This is a genomic window from Paenibacillus sp. SRL342 (assembly GCF_984798905.1).
On sequence record NZ_OZ481790.1, the window covers coordinates 816,447 to 832,840 of the forward strand.

At 46.8% G+C, this 16,394-nt stretch carries 15 protein-coding genes; 6 read left to right on the forward strand and 9 right to left on the reverse strand.

Annotated elements, in window-relative coordinates; genetic code table 11:
- Positions 1 to 82 precede the first annotated feature (82 nt).
- Positions 83 to 1,018, reverse strand: a complete 936-nt coding sequence (locus AC4E8D_RS03800; protein ID WP_339306765.1) for a DMT family transporter — start codon at positions 1,016 to 1,018, stop codon at positions 83 to 85.
- Between the two features lie 159 nt (positions 1,019 to 1,177).
- On the opposite strand from AC4E8D_RS03800, the gene AC4E8D_RS03805 reads away from it, so the two are divergent.
- On the forward strand, positions 1,178 to 2,572 hold the full coding sequence (locus tag AC4E8D_RS03805) for an aminotransferase-like domain-containing protein (protein WP_339306767.1): 1,395 nt from the start codon (positions 1,178 to 1,180) through the stop codon (positions 2,570 to 2,572).
- A 137-nt stretch (positions 2,573 to 2,709) separates the two neighbouring features.
- Here the strand turns inward: AC4E8D_RS03805 and AC4E8D_RS03810 are convergent, their stop codons facing one another.
- Positions 2,710 to 4,029, reverse strand: a complete 1,320-nt coding sequence (locus AC4E8D_RS03810; protein ID WP_221825761.1) for a glutamate-1-semialdehyde 2,1-aminomutase — start codon at positions 4,027 to 4,029, stop codon at positions 2,710 to 2,712.
- A gap of 131 nt (positions 4,030 to 4,160) precedes the next feature.
- Positions 4,161 to 5,204, reverse strand: a complete 1,044-nt coding sequence (locus AC4E8D_RS03815) for an LCP family protein (RefSeq protein WP_124118727.1) — start codon at positions 5,202 to 5,204, stop codon at positions 4,161 to 4,163.
- 215 nt (positions 5,205 to 5,419) lie between these two features.
- On the opposite strand from AC4E8D_RS03815, the gene AC4E8D_RS03820 reads away from it, so the two are divergent.
- The 4 genes from AC4E8D_RS03820 to bcp are packed head-to-tail and all read left to right on the forward strand — an operon-like array spanning position 5,420 to position 8,563.
- Positions 5,420 to 6,466 (forward strand): ABC transporter ATP-binding protein, encoded by a 1,047-nt coding sequence (locus AC4E8D_RS03820; RefSeq protein WP_449005423.1) that lies wholly within the window; start codon positions 5,420 to 5,422, stop codon positions 6,464 to 6,466.
- A 1-nt stretch (position 6,467) separates the two neighbouring features.
- Positions 6,468 to 7,262 carry an ABC transporter permease gene (locus tag AC4E8D_RS03825; RefSeq protein WP_036614077.1) on the forward strand — a complete coding sequence of 265 codons (795 nt, stop codon included), beginning with the start codon at positions 6,468 to 6,470 and terminating at the stop codon, positions 7,260 to 7,262.
- A gap of 5 nt (positions 7,263 to 7,267) precedes the next feature.
- Entirely contained in the window at positions 7,268 to 8,053 is a 786-nt protein-coding gene (locus tag AC4E8D_RS03830; RefSeq protein ID WP_221825763.1) for an ABC transporter permease, read from the forward strand.
- A 45-nt stretch (positions 8,054 to 8,098) separates the two neighbouring features.
- Complete coding sequence (gene bcp, locus AC4E8D_RS03835; protein WP_221825765.1) at positions 8,099 to 8,563, forward strand: thioredoxin-dependent thiol peroxidase; 465 nt, start codon at positions 8,099 to 8,101, stop codon at positions 8,561 to 8,563.
- A gap of 93 nt (positions 8,564 to 8,656) precedes the next feature.
- Here the strand turns inward: bcp and AC4E8D_RS03840 are convergent, their stop codons facing one another.
- From AC4E8D_RS03840 to AC4E8D_RS03865, 6 genes are all read right to left on the reverse strand, one after another.
- Positions 8,657 to 9,760, reverse strand: coding sequence for a GerAB/ArcD/ProY family transporter (locus AC4E8D_RS03840; RefSeq protein WP_449005422.1), 1,104 nt, complete (start codon positions 9,758 to 9,760; stop codon positions 8,657 to 8,659).
- A gap of 48 nt (positions 9,761 to 9,808) precedes the next feature.
- Positions 9,809 to 10,933: a GerAB/ArcD/ProY family transporter gene (locus tag AC4E8D_RS03845; RefSeq protein ID WP_221825767.1), complete on the reverse strand. Its 1,125-nt coding sequence runs from the start codon at positions 10,931 to 10,933 to the stop codon at positions 9,809 to 9,811.
- Positions 10,934 to 10,953: 20 nt separating this feature from the next.
- Positions 10,954 to 11,190, reverse strand: a complete 237-nt coding sequence (locus tag AC4E8D_RS03850; protein WP_221825770.1) for a hypothetical protein — start codon at positions 11,188 to 11,190, stop codon at positions 10,954 to 10,956.
- Positions 11,191 to 11,197: 7 nt separating this feature from the next.
- Entirely contained in the window at positions 11,198 to 12,400 is a 1,203-nt protein-coding gene (locus AC4E8D_RS03855) for a Ger(x)C family spore germination protein (protein ID WP_449005421.1), read from the reverse strand.
- A 20-nt stretch (positions 12,401 to 12,420) separates the two neighbouring features.
- A complete protein-coding gene (locus AC4E8D_RS03860; protein WP_221825790.1) occupies positions 12,421 to 13,935 on the reverse strand; it encodes a spore germination protein in 1,515 nt (504 codons plus the stop codon).
- Between the two features lie 169 nt (positions 13,936 to 14,104).
- A complete protein-coding gene (locus AC4E8D_RS03865; RefSeq protein WP_221825775.1) occupies positions 14,105 to 14,749 on the reverse strand; it encodes a DedA family protein in 645 nt (214 codons plus the stop codon).
- 240 nt (positions 14,750 to 14,989) lie between these two features.
- Between AC4E8D_RS03865 and AC4E8D_RS03870 the strand changes: the two genes are divergently transcribed.
- Entirely contained in the window at positions 14,990 to 16,291 is a 1,302-nt protein-coding gene (locus AC4E8D_RS03870; RefSeq protein ID WP_339306773.1) for a polysaccharide deacetylase family protein, read from the forward strand.
- The last annotated feature ends 103 nt before the right edge of the window (positions 16,292 to 16,394 follow it).

The following is a 16,394-nucleotide window of genomic DNA, read 5'->3' on the forward strand; positions in this document are numbered from 1 at the left end:
GTGCCCATGGCTTCTCGTATCTTTAGCATCGTTTCCCGGGCGATCTTTCTGGCTTCACGAGTCCCTTCGATAAGAATCTCTTTCACGCTTTGATCATATTAACCAGCCTCTGTTTGCGACCGCTCATATTGGTGCCAAGCACACCAGCGATAATCAACAATGCACCAATATAGTGGTAGTATCCCACTGGTTCATGCAATATCCATGCACCTCCAACTATGGAAATAAGCGTGGACAGATTGCTGAATACACTCATTTGCGAAGCCTCCAGATGAGTCAAAGCATAGCTCGCGAGCAAGGTGGAGATCATCGTGGAGAGGATTGCCAGATAAGCGAGTGCACCCAGATAGGATGTATCTCCAAGCGGTTTGATGTAGTCCATCATGGAACCGCTGGACGCATGCCGGATCAGGGAAGCGGCGTTAAATACGATACAGCCAACCATCAGTGTGACCCAGGTTAATTCCAACGGTTTATACCTCTGGGTCAGTGGTCTCGCAAGCACACCATAACCTGCAAAGCAGACCGTGGATAACAGTAATAATGCAATGCCCTTCAGGTTACCTATAGACATGCCGCTTCCTTGCATGATGAAAATAAAGACCACTCCAACAACAGATAGAAGCAGGAACAGCTTCTGCATCGTGGATGTGCGTTCCTTCAGGAAGACTGAAGCGAGAACGAGTGTGAATACAGGGGCCAAGGCCTGAATAATACCCGCTTCCGATGAGTTGGAAGAGACTAGTCCAAAGGCTTGAAAGGCAAAAAATAAGACGGGAGATAAGAGCCCAAGTGGAATAATTCGCCACAGATCACGAAGGCTAAGTCGGATTTTGATCCAACCCAGAATGACAGGAATGCTGACAACGATCAGCGACAGCGCGAATCGGTGGGCAAGCACATCAATGGGATGTGCAACAGTGACGGTCATTTTAACAAATAAAAAAGATAGGCCGATAATAGCTGCGTACAATACAGCTGCTATATAAGCGTATCCCCGAGTGTGTGTTGTGTTCATGAATGCTCCTCCAATACAGTAGTCATAGCGCTTTATCTTTCATTAACCTGAATTATGTCAGGTTCGAGGCACGTGCTGGCCTTATTCAATATACTGCCAGGTGCATCGTGCTACAATAGATAAAAGGGTAAACTGTAGCGGTACAGTTGTGGGAGAGGGATGGGTGCAGTGAGAAAATACAAAGTGATTGCCGAAGCATTAAAGCAGTGGATACAGGAACAGATGCTGCAGCAGGATCGTCGCCAGTGGGCAGATAAGGGCATCCGTCTTCCAGCCGTTCGAGTTGTAGCAGAACAATATCAATGCAGTGTAAGCACAGCAATTCGTGCATATGAGTGGCTGGAGCAGCGGCATTTGGTGTATGCCATACCTCAATCTGGCTATTATGCCGTACAGAATGGGGCAGGTGCTCAGGACATGGACTGGCAGGGAGCGTTGGACTTTGCTTCAGCGGCTCCCGATCCAAGGGTGTTCCCTTATGCAGACTTTCGTCATTGTGTGGATCAGGCGATGGAGAAGAAGCAAGCAGAGTTATTTATGTATGGCACAGATCAGGGATTACCTTCGCTTATCATGCTGTTGCAGAAGCAGTTTGCAGATTATCAGGTATTTGCCAGATCGGAGCAGTTCTTCATCACATCAGGTGTGCAACAGGCACTGGCTGTACTGGCATTGATGCCATTTCCCAATGGCAAGAGAAAAGTACTGCTTGAACTACCGACCTATCACAATATGCCCTCGCTACTGAGTGGATTGAATGTGCCGATTGTCGGTGTGAGACGTGCCCTGGATGGGCTGGACTGGGCATCGCTTGAACATCAGTTTGCTGAAGGAGATATCAAGTTTTTCTATGTCATGCCGCGCTTTCACAATCCGATTGGCACATCGTTGACTGTTGCTGACAAGAAGAGACTGATCCGGCTGGCACAGCGGTACGATGTCTATCTGGTGGAGGACGATTATCTGGCCGATCTGGAGGACAGTACAAAACAGGACCCTCTATGGTCCTATGATACCGAAGGCCGGGTCATCTATCTGAAGAGTTATTCCAAAATTTTGTTTCCAGGTCTGCGCATTGGTGTAGCTGTTCTGCCTTCACCTCTAATTCAATCTTTTGGTGCTTACAAAAAAATGCTCGATATCGACACATCCGTCCTGTCTCAAGCTGCTCTGGAGATCTATGTCCACAGCGGAATGTTTGCTCATCACAGGAAAGTGATTCGTAACCGCTATGCTGCCCGGATGCACACGGTGCATGAGCAACTGGACACATATCCAGACTTTGCTCCATTTATGGAGGCTCCTCGAACAGGAGGCGAGCATACCGTATTGCCTTTGGCGGGCGATCTGCCGCTTCGTGTTCTGTTGTCCCGGCTTCAAAAGCGCGGAGTGATCGTTGATACGACTGAACGGTATTATCCGGAGGGAACATATCAGGTGCATCAGGATCAGATGCTGCGCTTGAACATCTCCAATGTGCCGAAGCAGCGAATCGAGGAAGGGATGCAGAAGATCCGGGAGGAAATTTTGAAACTTCAGATCAGGCAGAAATAAATTGAAGAATCGGAATGTTGTCCGTATATAACAAAAGGCGTCCACACAAGTTAATCACTTGTTGGACGCCTTTTCCATGAATTGTTAACCATCTACACTACAGCTTGTACGCTATAGTGTGGTGGAAATAATCCGATTTATTCCTGAGCCATCGCCTTGAAGGAAGCTTCTGCGGCTTCCAATGTAGCCTGAACATCCTCATCTGTATGAGCCGTGGTCAGGAACCAGGCCTCATATTTGGATGGAGCCAGGTTAATGCCACGGTCAAGCATATGACGGAAGAAGGAAGCAAACAGCTCGCCATCCGTGTCTTGAGCATGATCGTAGTTCGTCACCGGATGATTACAGAAATGGGTGGAGAACGCACCACGAATCCGGTTGATTGTCAGTGCAATCCCGTGACGGTCAGCAGAAGCTTGCAGACCTGCCGTCAGGTCGATTGCAAGGCGTTCCATCTCTTCGTATACACCCTCGCCTTGCAGGACCTCCAGACATGCGATACCAGCCGAGATGGATGCAGGGTTACCAGCCATCGTGCCCGCCTGATAAGCCGGTCCGAGCGGAGCAACCTGCTCCATAACATGTTTGCGTCCGCCGTAAGCACCGATTGGCAGGCCGCCACCAATAATTTTACCAAGAGCCGTCAGATCGGGTTCAATCTCCGCATGGTTATCGAGTCCGGCATACGTCTGAGTAGAACCGTAATGGAAACGGAAAGCCGTAATGACCTCGTCATAGATAACCAGTGAGCCGTTAGCACGTGTCATGGCACAGAGGCCTTCCAGGAAGCCAGGCTCCGGCATAACCATACCAAAGTTACCCACGATCGGTTCAACCATGACCGCGGCAACATCATCCCCCCAGCGCTCCAAAGCATCTTTCAGGGCTTCCAGATCATTGTAGGGCACAGTAATGACTTCTTGTGCAATACTGGCTGGAACTCCCGCACTGTCAGGAATTCCGAGCGTGGACGGGCCTGAACCGGCAGCGACAAGCACTAGATCGGAGTGACCATGGTAACATCCGGCGAATTTTACGATCTTGTTGCGTTTGGTGTAGGCACGAGCGACCCGAATCGTAGTCATGACCGCCTCTGTACCGGAGTTTACAAAACGAACTTTATCCATGGAAGGAATGGCTTCCTTCAGCATTTTGGCGAGCTTGATTTCAAGCTCTGTTGGGGTACCGTACAGCACGCCATTTGCTGCTGCTTCCGTAATGGCCTGTGTAATATGCGGGTGAGCATGTCCTGTAACAATCGGACCGTAAGCGGCCAGATAATCAATATAACGGTTGTCATCGACATCCCAGAAGTGGGCCCCTTGGGCTTTTTTCATAAATACAGGTGCACCGCCACCAACGGCTTTGAACGAGCGTGAAGGGCTGTTAACACCCCCAACAATATGTTCAAGTGCTTCTGCGTATAGAAGTTCGGAACGGGAACGTGATGTATTCATAAGATAACTTCCTTTCGTCATTCAAAATATGATAAAGGTATAAACCACAGAAAGATATGATAATTTTCTCATAATCTGATAGCCGGGCACAACGAGAGGGCAGCGTAATGGCTGCCCTCTGCATGTTTAGATTACTGAGCCGGTTGCTCTGACTTCTGATCGTCACCACTGGCTGTTTTATCTTCGGTGCTGGTCGTACTATCATCCGTTGTAGCAGGCGGGTGAATAATATCCTGAATATGCTGCTTCAGTTTCTCTTCATTGGTAACCGTCAATACTTGCGCACCGCCTGCTGTACGTTCTTCTTTCAGCAGGTTCATTGGCGGAATCTGCTCACTGCCGTTCATGCTGCTCTGGTATCCGAGTCCACCCAGCTTCCACATATCGGAAAGCGTGAGATTTGTATCTACGTAAGGATTAACCTGTTCCAGAATGGCAGGCAGTTTGGCAATGGTAGTTGTTGACTGCATTTTCGCTGTTACAGCTTTCAGTAACTCACGCTGACGCTCGGAACGAGCGAAATCCGACATCGCATCATGGCGGAAACGAACGTACATGAGCGCTGTCTCGCCATCCAGATGCTGATAGCCTTTTTTGAGATCAATATCGTATTCGTTATTGTCTGCTTTACTTGTATAGTGCATGTCTTTCTCCACATCAAAATCCACGCCGCCAACGGCATCCACCAATTTGATGAATCCCTGGAAATCCGTATACACATAATACTGTACAGGAATGCCGAGCAGGTCGCCTGCAGCTTGCATCGCTGCGTTAGGGCCATGGGTGATCGCGGTGTTGATCCGCTCCTTACCGTACCCGTCAATATTGACGTAAGTGTCACGCAGAATGGAGAACAGATTGATTTTTTTGGTCAGTGGGTCGAGCGATACAACCATCATGCTGTCGGAGCGAGGAACTTCACCTTTTTTCAATCCACGTGCATCGACACCCATAACGAGAATATTTACCGTTTCTGTGCCTTCCCATTTGGGTGGGTCAGGAGTATTTACTTTCTCCACATTTTCGATACCTGCGAATGGTGATTCGTCACCGTCTTTTGCCAAACCGTCCAACTGATTGAGAATAGAACCGAAATAATATGCCGCTGCTCCTCCAATAATTAACACGAAGGCGGCAAGAGAAATCCAGATGGTTCTCTTCGTCTTTCTGGTCATGCTAGCTCTCCTTTGTATTTGAGATAAGATATAAAATAAGTCCAAAGTTGTTTCTGTTATAATCTAGCCGAAGCTTTCCGCTCACGTCTCCATCGTCATCAGGCACAGGACGCGGCTCCAGACTATTTTTAAAGCTTGCTGAATTTTGACTGATACCATTATAATTTCTTTTTGGGCTACAAGCAATTTCAACAAAATCCAAGTGAGGTATAATCATGCTGGCGATTGATGTCAAAGATTTGCGCAAGTCGTTTAGCGTCCAGAAAAGCCGAGGTGGGCTGAAGGGCGCGTTCCAGGACCTGTTTGCACGTCAATACCAAGAGGTATTGGCTGTAAATGATATTTCATTTCAGATTCCGCAGGGCGAAATATGCGGATATATTGGGGAGAACGGTGCCGGTAAATCAACAACAATCAAGATGTTGACCGGCATTTTGGTGCCTACTTCAGGGCAAATATCGGTTGGTGGATATGTTCCGTATCAGGAACGGGAGAAGTTTGTACAGAATATTGGTGTTGTTTTTGGTCAGCGCAGTCAATTGTGGTGGGATATTGGCGTGATCGAATCCTTCCATTTATTACGCAAAGTATATCGTGTTGGAGAGGTCGATTTCCGTAAACGGCTGGATGAACTAGTTGAGCGGTTGCAGCTTCAGGATTTGTTAAGTCGTCCGGTGCGGAAGCTCAGTCTTGGTCAGCGTATGCGCTGCGAGTTAGTGGCAGCCTTGTTGCATAATCCGAGTATTGTTTTTCTGGACGAGCCAACTATTGGTTTGGATATTGTGGTGAAGTCGGAAATTCGGGATTTCTTGAAAGACATGAACAAGGAGCATGGAACGACCATTCTGCTCACAACCCATGATTTGCAGGACATTGAGGCCCTGTGTTCCCGGGTCATCATGCTTGATGCAGGCAACATTATCTATGATGGAGGTCTGGATCATCTCAAGTCCCAGTGGGGTAAGGAGCGCGAGATCCGCTTCAAGTTTGGTTCAGCTCACAACATCAATCAGATGCAGGAATGGACTGCTGCGTTGCCTGTCCGTTGGACGGTAGAGAATGAATTGTCCGCATCTGTATGGATTCCGCTGGAACTGAATGTCTCGGATGTACTCGGACGTGTCGTTGGACAGGCTGATATTACCGATATTCAGATTATCGAGATTAACACGGATGAGATTGTGCGCAGTATTTACCAATCCGGTTCCGCCGAGCGTCCAGAGATTGTGGGAGCAGGGAAAGAAGCGGTGGGTGTATCCTGAGATGAATAGTGCATTTATTGATTTTATGCGCATCCGTTTTCTAACGATGCTGGCATACCGGGTGAATTATTACTCCGGCATTTTGATATATACGCTGAATATCGGCGTGTATTACTTTACCTGGCAAGCCATTTACGGTAGCAGTGGTGAACTCGGCGGCTTCACGGCAGCGCAGATGACCACTTACATCGCTGTATCCTGGATGGCACGTGCCTTTTATTTTAACAACCTGGACCGGGAGATTGCCGCAGATATACGGGATGGCTCCATTGCAATTCAATTCATCAGACCGATCAATTACGTTATGGTCAAAATGATGCAGGGTCTTGGGGAAGGTATTTTCCGCTTTCTGCTTCTCATGATTCCGGGAATGCTCATTGCCATTCTGCTGTTCCCGGTTGAATTGCCTACGGCGCCATCGGCGTGGATTGGCTTTCTCGTCATGCTGTTCTTCAGTTTCCTCATTAATTCCCAGATTAATGTGATAACAGGACTGGCGGCATTCTTTGTGGAAAACAATGAAGGCATGATGCGTATGAAACGCGTCGTGGTTGATTTGTTCTCCGGTCTAATCATCCCGATCAGCCTGTATCCAGGCTGGATGTCCGCAGTGATGAAAGTATTGCCTTTTCAGGCCATTACGTATCTGCCCGGTTCCGTCTTCACTGGAAGAGTGGAAGGTACCGCCATCTGGAGTGTACTCGGTATTCAGGTGTTCTGGTTTGCCGTACTGCTGCTTCCGATGGTATTGATCTGGCGTAAGGCGCGCAAGCGTCTGTTCGTGCAAGGGGGATAACAGATATGTACTATATGGGTCTGGTCTGGGAATATTTGAAAAATTACATGAAAACACGACTTACGTACCGCGCCGATTTCTGGGTGGAGATCCTATCGGATCTGCTGTTCCAGGCAACCAACCTGATCTTTATCTTTGTGGTCTTCCGCCACACGGATAACCTGGGCGGCTGGAGTGAGAGTGAAGTGCTCTTTGTTTATGGATATTTTATGGTGCCCTATGGCATCTTCAGTTGTTTTATCAATCTGTGGGGATTCAGTGAGCGGTACATCGTCAAAGGTGAGATGGATCGGATCCTGACACGTCCTGCACATAATCTGTTCCAAATATTGCTTGAAAATGTGGATCCGCCTGCACTCGTGGGCTCATTTATCGGCCTGATCATCATGATCTTCAGTGGAGCAGAGATGGGTCTGATGCTGGAGTGGTGGCATATCCCTGCCTTAATTATTTTGGCACTCAGCTCAGTCATGATCTATGCCGGAATCTACACCACATTGACTTCACTATCCTTTTATTCTGACGCGCCAACAGGTATCCTGCCGTTGATGTATAACATTCAAGGATATGGACGCTACCCTGTCACGATCTATAACCGTGCCATTCAGGTGCTGTTAACCTGGATCATTCCGTTTGCCTTCGTGGGGATCTATCCCGCAGCCTTGTTCCTGGAAAGGTCCGAGATGCATCGCATGGCGCTGCTTACACCTGTGATGGGATTGGTGTTTGGTTCTATGGGATTGCTTCTGTGGAATTTTGGCGTGAAGCGGTATCGCGGAGCAGGTTCATAATAACGCCCTATAGTAATTCATGGGGGAGATTAGGGAGGAACTGACATGACGTTAAAAGTAGGCGAATTGGCACCGGATTTTGAGCTTCCGTCCAGTACGGGAGAATCGGTAAAGCTTTCGGATTACCGCGGACAGCGGGTGCTGCTTTATTTTTATCCCAAAGATATGACCTCGTCCTGTACACAACAGGCTTGTGATTTCCGGGATCGACATGCTGAATTTGAAGGGCTGAACACGGTCATTCTCGGAATCAGCACCGATCCGATGAAACAACATGACAAGTTTATTGCCAAATATGGACTGCCGTTTACCTTGTTATCGGATGAAGAGCACGTTGTAGCCGAGCAATACGGTGTATGGCAGCTGAAGAAAATGTATGGCAAGGAGTACATGGGGGTGGTTCGCTCCACTTTTCTGATTGATGAAGAGGGGAAATTGATCAAGGACTGGTCCAAAGTTCGGGTCAAAGGACATATCGAGGCAGCACTTGAGGCGCTGAAGTCCATATAAGCTGCTCCGGCAACATATAATTAACAATATAAAGGCTGTGTTCGCGGAATTTGTCGTGAACACAGCCTTTTGCATATGCGGATTTCCAGCCCTTTATAACTGTTGCTTATGCTTGCATGAACGAATGCGATATACCAGCAAGAGGAACAATGGAATGATGAAGCTGACGGTGATATTCCAGTCTACCCATACAGGCATGATCGTATCCGTATAGAAAATAACATTTGGAGCAAGCAGTACACCCAGGGCAAATAACAGCAGGGAAGAAGGCAAGATGAGAGGCTTATACGTCTTTAAACGAAATAATTGTGCTGTTCCCAGCACAAAGGCAAATAGATACAGCAGACTTTTGAAATAGGTCGAAATTAACCAGGCGATAGCCATGAATGCTTCGATTCGTTCGAAGAAATTACCTATATTAATCTTTTGTGAAAGAGCGTATGAGATATAGATACTGTGCTGCGTCAGTGTAGGTCCCATCACCATGAGTGAGAGCAGCAATAACAAGCTTAATAGTAATCCCCCAAAGAAGGTAGCCAGCAAGAAATCCCGTTTGAGATGAGGCCCGGGGTTCACGTAGGGGAGAAATACGGAAAGAACAATAAGTTCACCAAAGGAAGTAAATGCACCACGGATGACAGAGTCTGCTAAATGTATCCAGGGAATATCAAAGAAAGGCTGAAGATTAGCAGTCTTGGCTTGAGGAAGAAGCCCCAGAAAGAGAAAAGCTATAAAGACCACAACGATTGGGGCTAACAGTTCGGAGCTTAAACCTATCGTACGAAAACCATGGATAAGTCCCCAGGCCAAAGAGCAAATGATCATCAGAATAATGACCCGAATGGGGGTCTTGAGATAGATCTGGGTTGTCATGAAGTCACCGACCTCACGAACACATGTGGCTGCACCTATAGCGAAATAGAATAGATAGGCAACTGAAAGCACGGAACCAACCCAAGTCCCAAGTAACTTGTTACATATTTCGAAAAGGGACAACTGAGGATATGTTCGATGCAGTTTATATAGAACCCAGATGATGCCAAGACCGATTGGCAGACCAACGAGAGAACAGAACCATGCGTCCTGTTTGCCTACTGCGGTAACAAGTGAAGGGTAGATCAGAACCATATCTCCGATCATAACCAGGAAAGTGAGCAAGGTGAACTGCCGAATTGTGAGTTTTTCCTTCATCAACATGCCCTTCTGCTCCTTTCCATGGTTTGACGTCTAAAGCACCCTTCAGAGTTAACCTTCTGTGGTTGGCTGAGATTGCGAATTGGATTTTCTGCGGGATTTCACTGACGCGATAAGAATCAGCATAGCGGGAAGAATGATCCCTAGCGTGGTATCCCAATCCACCCAGTACGGAACAATGGTGATGATGATAAACGTCAGACTGGGTGCAACGAGATTGGCCATGCCATAAACGAGCAATGTCGATGGTAAAATGAGCATCTTGAAATGCTTAAGTTTGAACAGTTCTGCGCATCCAACAATAAAGGCATATAAGTAGATCGCCGCTTTGAAGTAGGTAGAGATAAACCACGAGCAAGCCATGATCACCTCAATTCGTTCAAAGATTCCACCGATGCTAATCTTTTGAGACAAGACAAACGAAGCGTATATATTATGTTGGGTAAGGAAAGGACCGAGAACGAGCATGGATATGGTAACCAGAATGGCAAGGATCAGATTGCCGAGCCCTGCTGAAATGACAATGTCACGCATGCGGTGGGCACTGTTTGCGACATAGGGAAGGATCATTAAAATGGGGATAGTTTCACCGACGGGATATATGATACTCACCAGAATACCCTGCGCAATAGAGACAACACCGGTGTCTGTTACTGGCTTCAGATTACTGGTTTCAACCTGTGGAAGTAGACAGAAGGCGAGTGCCATTGTGAAAAGAATGACGATTGGTATCAGCAGTTCACTTGTTCTTGCGATCGTCTCTAGGCCATGGTACACACCCCATCCTATAGCAATAACAAACATAAGAATGATGACACGTATAGGAGTGTACTGAAAGATCTGGGAAGTCATGAAATCCCCGACTTCCCGGGTATATGTGGATGTACCAATGATGAAAAAAAATAAGTAGAAACAGGAGAAAAGGGTGCCTGGCCAAAAGCCCAAAATACTTCGGGCAATCTGTACCAGATTCTTTCCCGGATGCATACTTCCCAATTTCATAATCATGGCCATGAGAGCCATTCCGAGTGGAATGCCAATAAGAGCACAGATCCAGGCATCTTGCTTGGCATAGGACGTAATAACGGAGGGGTAGATCAGCATCATATCTCCAACCACCAACATAAATGTAAGGGTGGATAATTGTCTTGTTCCGATCCGTCCCTTTTCAAGCATGATATACCCTCCCTTGTCTCCTAAGTTCCAGTCAGTCGTGCTAATATATGGTTCACAGGGTCATAGATCCACATGATGATATAGAGTGGACTAGGGAACTCCCACAGATTGGAAGCAATAATGCCGAACACCGTAGCAGTGAGAAGCATTCCACTGTATACAGCTGTTTCTCGCCATTCTTTCCGGTGAATGAGGCCAGGCAGATCGATCCAGCCAATACTAGCTGCTACGACGATAACCGCAAGTGTAATCAGCACGCTTCAATCACTCCTTTAATTCGTTTCTGAATGAATCATCCAGTGTACCGACACGTTTAATCTGCACATTGGTTTTGTACTTGATGTCCAGTTCTTCAAAATGTTTATCCCACTCATTTTCTATCTTCTTGAAGAACTTGGGATCTGCATGGTACACTTCCTGTCCAAAACCAAATATATCGACATGGAATTTGCGTTTTACTGCATTGACAGAGTTCTGCATCAGTTCAATTAATCGTTCTTCACTATCGGCTTCAAGTTCTTTGAGAACTTTCATCGAACCAATCTTGATCCCGCATTCAACTGCACCGATGGAGGAGACATTCTTGACATCGATGTGGATTACGGGCTTATCATTTACGATTTCTGCCTTTCTTTTCGTTGTTGTACGGAGGGCCTTAAACGTCACGTTGCCTTGCTTGCGACAAGGCATATGGTTGACCGTTGATTCTACATTGTCACGGATATAATTGTAGCCTTTGGATTCATCCTCCGTTAACCAACCAATCAGCTTGTCTTTCTTGAACACGCTCAGTCCCGTCGTATTGAGGCGAGCTGGTGAGCGAATGGTCGATATATTCTCTTTATTCCCGCTTTGACCTTTGGGACCGAGGATCTCTACACCTGTAATGACGGGCTGGATGCCAGGCGATATCATGAACTCCAGTAATTCATCCCCGGTGACCGTGGTAGTGGGAGACCAGGTCGTAGAAGATATATCGAGAGAATTATACATTTTTTCAGCTGGAGTATTATCTAAAGGTGTAAGTACGTCAAGCAGCTGGGAAGCAGTAGTATTCTTAGCAACCAAGACGTAATAATCAGGTCTTGCTGTAGGCTCGCGCATTAACGCCTCAATAACATCATATATTCCCTTTTTACGTGCATATTCTTCACCAAATACCAGAACCCGGATATGTGCAAGGAAGATTCTGCGCGGGCTTGTCTCCGTTAATTTTTGAATGGCTTCAAACAAGGTTGTAGCCGACGCTTCGTACTGTGTAACGGGTGTCCCTTTCCCTCCCCCTGCTTTGGAAGATACCTCATTCGGAACAACGACCTGAGCACTTACTTTGATCAGATCTCCATCTTTGTCCACACCGAGACCCAACATAATGCCAAGTTCATTCAATTCCTGCCGATCCCAGCATCCGGTAAGGAGAGGAAGCAGAATGACACAGGATAATATTAAGCGTAAGCATCTATGCATGGTGTGCGCTCCTTACCGAATTACCGCTTCGTTTTTTTGGTGGATTGTCTAACTTCATTTGTTGTGCTGGTAGAGAGTGGACGAGTCTTCATACGAGACCAGGGTACACGAAAGATCGTGTCTTTGAGATCCTTCTGAATAAAGGGTGCAAAAGGAGACATATAAGGTACCCCGAAAGAACGCAAGCTGCAAAGATGCGTTATGGTAATTAACAATACAATCAGGATGCCATAAAATCCGAAGGCAGCGGCCAGGATCATCAGAACGAACCGCAACATGCGTACCGAGATGGAGAGCCCATTTTCAGGAATGACATAACTGGATATCGCAGTGATGGATACGATGATGACCATTGCAGCAGATACAACTCCAGCATCCACCGCGGCTTGACCAATAACAAGCGTACCCACAATGGACACAGCCTGACCGACCGTCTTTGGTATCCGAATGCCCGCTTCTCGCAAAATTTCATAAGTTAGCTCCATCAGCAGGGCTTCAATAAAGGCGGGGAAAGGAACGCCTTCTCGCTGAGCTGCCAAACTGATTAGAAGGTTGGTAGGAAGCATCTCCTGGTGGAAAGTGGTAATGGCAATATAAAAGGAAGGAGAGAGCAACGCGATAAAAAAAGCCAGATATCGGATCAATCGAATCAGTGTACTGATATCAGCTCGCTGATAATAATCCTCAGGTGACTGAAAGAAATGAACAAACAAGGCGGGAACAACTAAAACAAAGGGTGTCCCGTCGACAATGATTGCAACCCGGCCTTCCAGCAGTGCCGCGGACACGGTATCGGGTCGTTCGCTATTATATACTGTTGGGAAAATGGTCCTTGTCTTATCCTGAACCAGCTCTTCGATGTATCCTCCCTCAAGAATGCTATCGATATCAATCTCATCCAGTCTTCGCCTTAGTTCCTGCACAATCTCCTGATCCACGACATGTTCCAGATAGAGCACTGCAACGCGAGTCTTGGTGACTCGACCGATCTCTCTTTCTTCGATCCAGAGATGAGGATCTCGGATTCGTTTGCGAATTAATGAAGTGTTGGTACGTAGATTCTCATTAAAGCCTTCCATCGGACCCCGAACGACAGTCTGAGAGACTGGTTCCCCGATGGACCGGTCTTCCCAACCGGCTGCACCGATTTTCAACCCTCGTACAGAACCTTCAAGCAGAAGTACGGCTGATCCCGACAGCAGGGCATTCAGCACTTCATCCATATCATTGACGAGCAGGACATCACTTGCGATCAGAACATCATTTTGGAGGTAACTAAGATGTTCAGCATCCGCTGAAAAATCTGGAAGATCACGTTTATGTAATAAGGATTCCATGATGGAGTGATTTAGAATTTGTACATCGACCATTCCATCAATGTACAGCATGACGGCAGGCCATTTATGCAAACATTGCAAAGGACGAATCATCAAGTCATTACTGTGTCCCATGACTTGCTTGCAGTACGTTGTATTTTCATTCAGATCTGGAGAGATTCTCTTCAGACCTTGACCGTCCTGTACCGATGCACTCATCATGTATCCTCCTTATACATCCTATATTTGCAAGTTAGTATGACCTGGATGAATTCGGATTATCACAAAAAAGAATGAAAGGTTCTCCTTCCGTTTGGATAACACAAAAAAGGAGCCGCGATGACACGCAGCTCCTTACTTGAAATTATAGATAGACGTTCGTTCGAATTTACTTTTGTCTTTGTCGAACAGTGGTAGGCTTGGACACGGATCTTGCTGCCCATGCTTTGCGGTAACGGTAGAGCACAGCCACGATAAGTAACAGGCCGATTCCTCCCACGATATATGCTGCATATTGATGAGCCAGATGGAATACGGCATTCCACTGGGGGCCAAATATTTTGCCAATGCCCAGAAATAGCACAACCCAGAACAGCGCGCCTGAATAGGCGTAGAGAGCGAATTTGCGAAAAGGAACCGCGGCTATGCCCGCGAAATATCCGGTGAAATGTCTTACCCCCGGAATGAAATAACCGATGAATATCAAGGCATTCCCATACTTGGCAAACCACTTTTGTGTTTTATCGAGCTTGTCCTGTTTCAGCAGAAACCATTTTCCGTACCGAGTTATGAAGGGCAGACCTGCTTTGGCTCCAATAAAATAAGTAATTGTCATGCCAATCGTCGTTCCCAGAAAAGCCAGTATGGTGAGGATACCGAAATCAAGATGTCCCTTATAGGAGAGAAACCCTGCGTAAGCCATCGTTGTTTCACCAGGAAAGGGAAGTGCGATGAATTCAAGCAACAAGCCAAAAAACAATACGCTGTATCCGTAGGACCCAAACAGATGTTGGATCTTCTCAAGCAATTCCAATAGATTTCACTCTCCTGAATACGGGGTGGGAGCAAGAATACTCTCCAAGGTGTTTTAATGTGTTCTGCCTGTTCATTATGCTACCTAATCTGAAGCGAAGAATCAATCAGGCTACATAGCAAATTGTGAAAAAATATTAAACAAAATCGCGTCTTTTTTCCATGTAGTCTCCATATAATTCTAACAAATCTGCTGAAGTCTATCAGCAAATTACTAGAGACGGTGGAGGTCGATTCGTAAATGGTACAGAGACCGGAATTCAGAATCAAGGAATTAGGGGGAAACTCTGCAACAACCATACATATGTTTTTATCTGGACAATGGTATGTCATTCTCATGCGTATTGCGATATTGTTATGTGCATTTGCTGTATATGCAGGCACGGCTTATGCATCTTCTGCTTCCGGCTCAGGTGATCCAATCTCGGAAGATAAGAATACTCAAGACAAGGTAGTCTATCTGAGTTTTGACGATGGACCGGGTAACCATACCCGTGAAGTATTGGATATTTTGCGTAAGGAGAAGGTTTTGGCTACATTTTTTGTGCTGGGTGAGCAGGCAGAGCGTTATCCCGAGTTAATCCGGGGACTTGTCGAGGATGGACATGCTTTGGGCAATCATACTTTTAATCATCAATACGAACAGCTGTATAGTGATTTTAAAGTGTTCTGGAAACAGATTAAGCAGACAGAGGAAGTGCTGGAGCGTATAACCGGTTTCCGTCCGAATCTGGTGCGAGCACCAGGTGGTACCTATGGGCATTTTGACCAGAGTTATTTTGATTTGCTGCAATTGGGCGGGTACACCGTCATGGACTGGAACGTCGATAGCGGAGATTCCAAGCGCAAAGGAGTTCCGGCCAAAGAAATCCTCAGCAATTCGACCAAAGTACCTGCGGGAGCACGTTCAGTCATTCTCCTGATGCATGATGGAGGTGCGCACGCTGAAACAGTGAAAGCACTCCCGGGTATTATCAAATATTATCGTGATCACGGATATCGTTTTGACATCATGAAGGGTTCGGATCAGCCGGTTCAATTCCGTGTACATCCAGCTGATAAGTATAAAGGGCGCAAGGTGCCAGGAAAGGCCTGGATTACAGAGCATGTAGAAGCGAATGCGACATTGTGGCTTGGGAGCAAGAAGCTGAAGGTAGAGGTGGGATTGGCTGCGGCTACCCTACAGTCGGGCGAATTCCGTATGGAGGATCAACGAATCATGGTGCCGTTGCGTACCTTTATGAAAAAATTCGGGGGCAGCACTCGCTGGGACCCTGAGTCCAGAACAGCTACAGCTGTGTGGAAGGAAAGAACGATTCATGCAGACGCTGTGAGCGGAACACTAACAACGAAAGGGTTAAGTGAAATGGGGGCAGTACAGAGTCAAGGGGGGACCATCTGGGTTCCGTTACGTGAATTGCTGGAGCAGATGGGGTTAAGGGTGCACGCATTAAACAGCAATGAAACAGAGTGGACGGTGAAGGCAGGCCCGTCCATATCCATTTCGGCGATGAACAGTATATTTATGTATAAAATGATCTGAAGAAAGTCATTCTTGCAGGACTATTCTCTCTACTTCCGGGCAACACTGAATCATAGATTACTATGGCTCAGAAATGCTGATGAACGGAAGGAGATCAGGAGAA